Source organism: Herbaspirillum sp. B65, from assembly GCF_000333555.1.
Taxonomy (GTDB): Bacteria; Pseudomonadota; Gammaproteobacteria; order Burkholderiales; family Burkholderiaceae_D; genus Herbaspirillum; species Herbaspirillum rubrisubalbicans.
Window position 1 is genome coordinate 1 of sequence record NZ_BADI01000867.1, and the last position, 3,354, is coordinate 3,354.

4 protein-coding genes and 1 pseudogene are annotated in these 3,354 nt (G+C 64.7%); all 5 read right to left on the reverse strand.

Annotated elements, in window-relative coordinates; all coding sequences use genetic code 11:
• Window positions 1–161, reverse strand: a 161-nt coding sequence (locus I5W_RS20595) for a 23S rRNA (pseudouridine(1915)-N(3))-methyltransferase RlmH (RefSeq protein ID WP_044530628.1), incomplete at its 3' end; no start/stop codon positions are given.
• Window positions 161–907 carry a ribosome silencing factor gene (gene rsfS / locus I5W_RS20600; RefSeq protein WP_044530629.1) on the reverse strand — a complete coding sequence of 249 codons (747 nt, stop codon included), beginning with the start codon at window positions 905–907 and terminating at the stop codon, window positions 161–163. The genes I5W_RS20595 and rsfS, both read right to left, overlap by 1 nt.
• Before the next feature lie 4 nt (window positions 908–911).
• On the reverse strand, window positions 912–1,577 hold the full coding sequence (locus tag I5W_RS20605; protein WP_017452205.1) for a nicotinate-nucleotide adenylyltransferase: 666 nt from the start codon (window positions 1,575–1,577) through the stop codon (window positions 912–914).
• Window positions 1,577–2,497: an oxygen-dependent coproporphyrinogen oxidase gene (gene hemF / locus I5W_RS20610; protein WP_026052056.1), complete on the reverse strand. Its 921-nt coding sequence runs from the start codon at window positions 2,495–2,497 to the stop codon at window positions 1,577–1,579. Before hemF ends, I5W_RS20605 begins: the two co-directional genes overlap by 1 nt.
• Before the next feature lie 133 nt (window positions 2,498–2,630).
• Window positions 2,631–3,354 (reverse strand): annotated as a pseudogene (locus tag I5W_RS20615) (mechanosensitive ion channel family protein); the annotation flags it as partial.

Sequence of the window (3,354 nt, forward strand, 5' to 3'; positions counted from 1 at the left end):
GCCATCACGGTCTCGGCCGTGCGGCTGCCGGAGCGCTCGACGGGTTTGATTTCCTTGAGGATGATCCGGCATTCCGGGGGCATACGCTTGGCGTACTCCTGGAAGCCGGTCTCGATCCACGCCGGCATCTTGTGGCCGACGGCGGCGATGACCAGCTGCATCAAGCCTTGCTGGAACGCTTGGCGGCCGGCTTCTTGGCGGTCTCGCTCTTGGCCGGCGCCACGCGCACGGTCTTGCCGGTCGGGGTCTTGGGCGCAGCCGCCTTGCGGGTGGTGGCGGCCTTGGTCGTGGTGGTCTTGCTGCCGGCAGCGGTGCCACGGGTGGTGGTGGTCTTGGTGCCAGTGGTACGGGTAGTGCGGGTCGACCCGGTGGCAGCGCGGGTACCGGTGGTGGTCGCAGTGGTCGTGCGCGGCTTGCGGGCCGGCTTCTTCGGTGCGTCCTCATCATCGTCCAGGGCTTGGCTGGCTTCGACCGCCTCAGCCTGGGCGCGGGTACGGCGGGTCTTGGGGACCGGGGCTTCGTCGGCGGCGGCGCGCTTGGCGGCCGCCGAGGTGCCGGTGCGCTTGGCTGCACCCAGCTTGACTTCCTTGTCACCCCAGATTTCTTCCAGGCGGTAGTAGGTACGGATGGCCGGCTGCATGATGTGCACGATCATGTCACCCAGGTCGACCAGCACCCATTCGCCGGTGTCTTCGCCTTCGATGCTGACGACGTTGCCGCCCTTGGCCTTGACCTTGTCGCGCACGGAGGCAGCCAGCGCCTTGGTCTGGCGGTTCGAGGTACCGGAGGCAATGGCCACACGGTCGAACAGGCTGGTCAGGTGCGTGGTGTCATAGATGCGGATTTCTTGGGCCTTGACGTCTTCCAGGGCGTCCACGACCAGGGTTTGCAGTTTTTTGATGTCCATTGGTTTAATTTCGGTACAGATGTTGTTGTTCGATATAGTCTAGCACCCTGCCCGGGATCAGCGAATCGGGTCGGGTGCCGCGTTGCAGCTGGGCACGGATTTCAGTCGATGAAATATCGACCGCCAGCCCTAAGGCCAGGTAGCCGTATCCGTGCGGGGTGCTGCGGATGTCTTGCGGCGCAGCGTTGCGCCGCTTGAATTCTTCTCTCACGGCCGGCGGCACGTGCGCGTCGGCCAGCTCGAAGCCGGGCCGGGAGGCGGCGCACAGGTGCGCCAGGTCAAACAGTTCTTGCCAGTGTTGCCAGGTGTCCAGGTGCTGCAACTGGTCGGCGCCCATCAGGAACACGATGGACACTGCCGGCCCCAGCTCGGCGCGCAGCGCACGCAGGGTGTCGATGGTGTAGGTGGCGCTGGCGCGGCGAATTTCCTGTTCATCGATCACCACCGGTACCTGCTGGCGGTCGAAGGCCAGCCTGACCATTTCCACGCGATCGGCCGGCGCCGCCTGCAAGCCATGCTTCTGCCAGGGATTGCCGGTGGGAATGACGCGCAGCTCATCCGGTTGCAGCAGTTGCACGAAGTGCTCGGCCAGGCGCACATGACCATTGTGCACCGGATCGAAGCTGCCGCCGAGCACGGCAATGCAGCGTGGCGCCGCAGGCGGCGCCATTACAGCCATTCCTTGTGTACCAGGAAGTCCGAATACAGCGCAGCTTCCGGGCTGCCGGGTTCGGGATGCCAGTCATAGCGCCATTTCACCAGCGGCGGCATGGACATCAGGATGGACTCGGTACGGCCCCCCGATTGCAGCCCGAACAGCGTGCCACGGTCGAAGACCAGGTTGAATTCCACGTAACGCCCGCGGCGATAAGCCTGGAAGTCACGCTCGCGCTCGCCATAGGGGGTGTCGCGGCGGGCCGCCACGATGGGCAGGTAGGCCTCCAGGAAGGCGTCGCCCACGCTACGCTGCATGGCAAAGGCTTGCTCGAAGGGCAGGGCGTTGAAGTCATCGAAGAAGATGCCACCCACGCCACGCGGTTCCTTGCGGTGTTTCAGGTAAAAATATTCATCACACCAGGCCTTGAAGCGCGGATACAGGTCTTCGCCATAGGGCTGGAGGGCAGCGCGGCAGGTGCGGTGGAAGTGACATGCATCTTCCTTCACACCGTAGTAAGGCGTGAGGTCCATGCCGCCGCCGAACCACCAGACCGGCTCTTCGCCCTCGGCATGGGTGGTGAAGAAGCGCACATTCATGTGGACGGTCGGCACATAGGGATTGCGCGGATGCAGCACCAGCGACACCCCCATGGCTTCCCAGGCGCGGCCGGCCAGTTGCGGGCGGTTGGCCGCAGCCGAGGGCGGCAGCTTCTGGCCCATCACGTGCGAGAAGCCCACGCCGCCGCGCTCCAGCAGGTTCCCTTCCTCCAGCAGGCGCGAGGTGCCGCCGCCGCCTTCCGGGCGTTGCCAGGAATCCGACAGGAAGGACTTGCCATCGGCCGCTTCCAGGGCCGCGACGATGCGCTCTTGCAGGTCTTGCAGGTAAGCCTTGACGGCTGCGGTAGGGGTGGAGGTGTTGGAATGGGTGGTCACGGGCGAGTCGCTCTGATGCACGGTTACTGGACGGAAATGCGTTCCAACCCGCCATTGTACCTTGCCAGGCCCACCCTGGGGCGGCAAAAGCCGGTCCGGCAGCGCCCGAGACCGGCAGTGTGGGGCATTGGCCTCAGCTTTGCGGCGGCTGCGCCAGCGGTACCGCCACCTGGTAGGTGGCCGGGGCCGGCCAGCCTTGCTTCAGGCAGACCTCGGCGATGGCGTTCTGCACATCGTTGTAGACCTGGCCGAAATTGGGCGTGGGCGCGTGCACGCGGATGGCGATCAGAGTGCCGGTAGCATTGAATTCCTGGATCACGATGCCCGGCGCCGGCGTCTGCAACACGTTGGGGATGGCGGTGATGCGGTCGGTCAGCTTGGCGATGGCTTGCTGCGGATCAACACTGTAGGCAATCTGGCAACGCAGGTCGGTACGGCGGGTGGCATTGACGTTGTAGTTGATGATGTTTTCCGAGAACAGCTTGTTGTTGCCGATGATCACGCGCAGGTTGTTGTCGGTGGTGATGATGGTGGTCACCAGTCCAATGTCGGACACCGAACCGGTCTGGCCGGCCGCGGTGATGTAGTCGCCTACCTTGAAGGGGCGCAGCACCACCAGGAAGATACCGGCCGCGAAGTTCGACAGCAGGCCCGACCAGGCCACGCCCAGCGCCACGCCGACCGCGCCGATGACGGCGGCAAACGAAGTGGTGGGGACGCCGCAGACTTCCCAGGATGCCATCACCAGCAAGATGCGCAGGATCACGTGCATGGCCGAGCTGGCATAGTTGAACAGGTGGTCTCGAACTGGCGCACGGTCAGTACGCGGCGCACTACCTTGGCCAAGGTATTGATCA

What these genes read in the sequence shown, in the direction of transcription:
- rsfS (WP_044530629.1), bottom strand. Translation starts at nt 907, where the DNA reads ATGGACATCAAAAAACTGCAAACCCTGGTCGTGGACGCCCTGGAAGAC.
- I5W_RS20605 (WP_017452205.1), bottom strand. Translation starts at nt 1,577, where the DNA reads ATGGCGCCGCCTGCGGCGCCACGCTGCATTGCCGTGCTCGGCGGCAGC.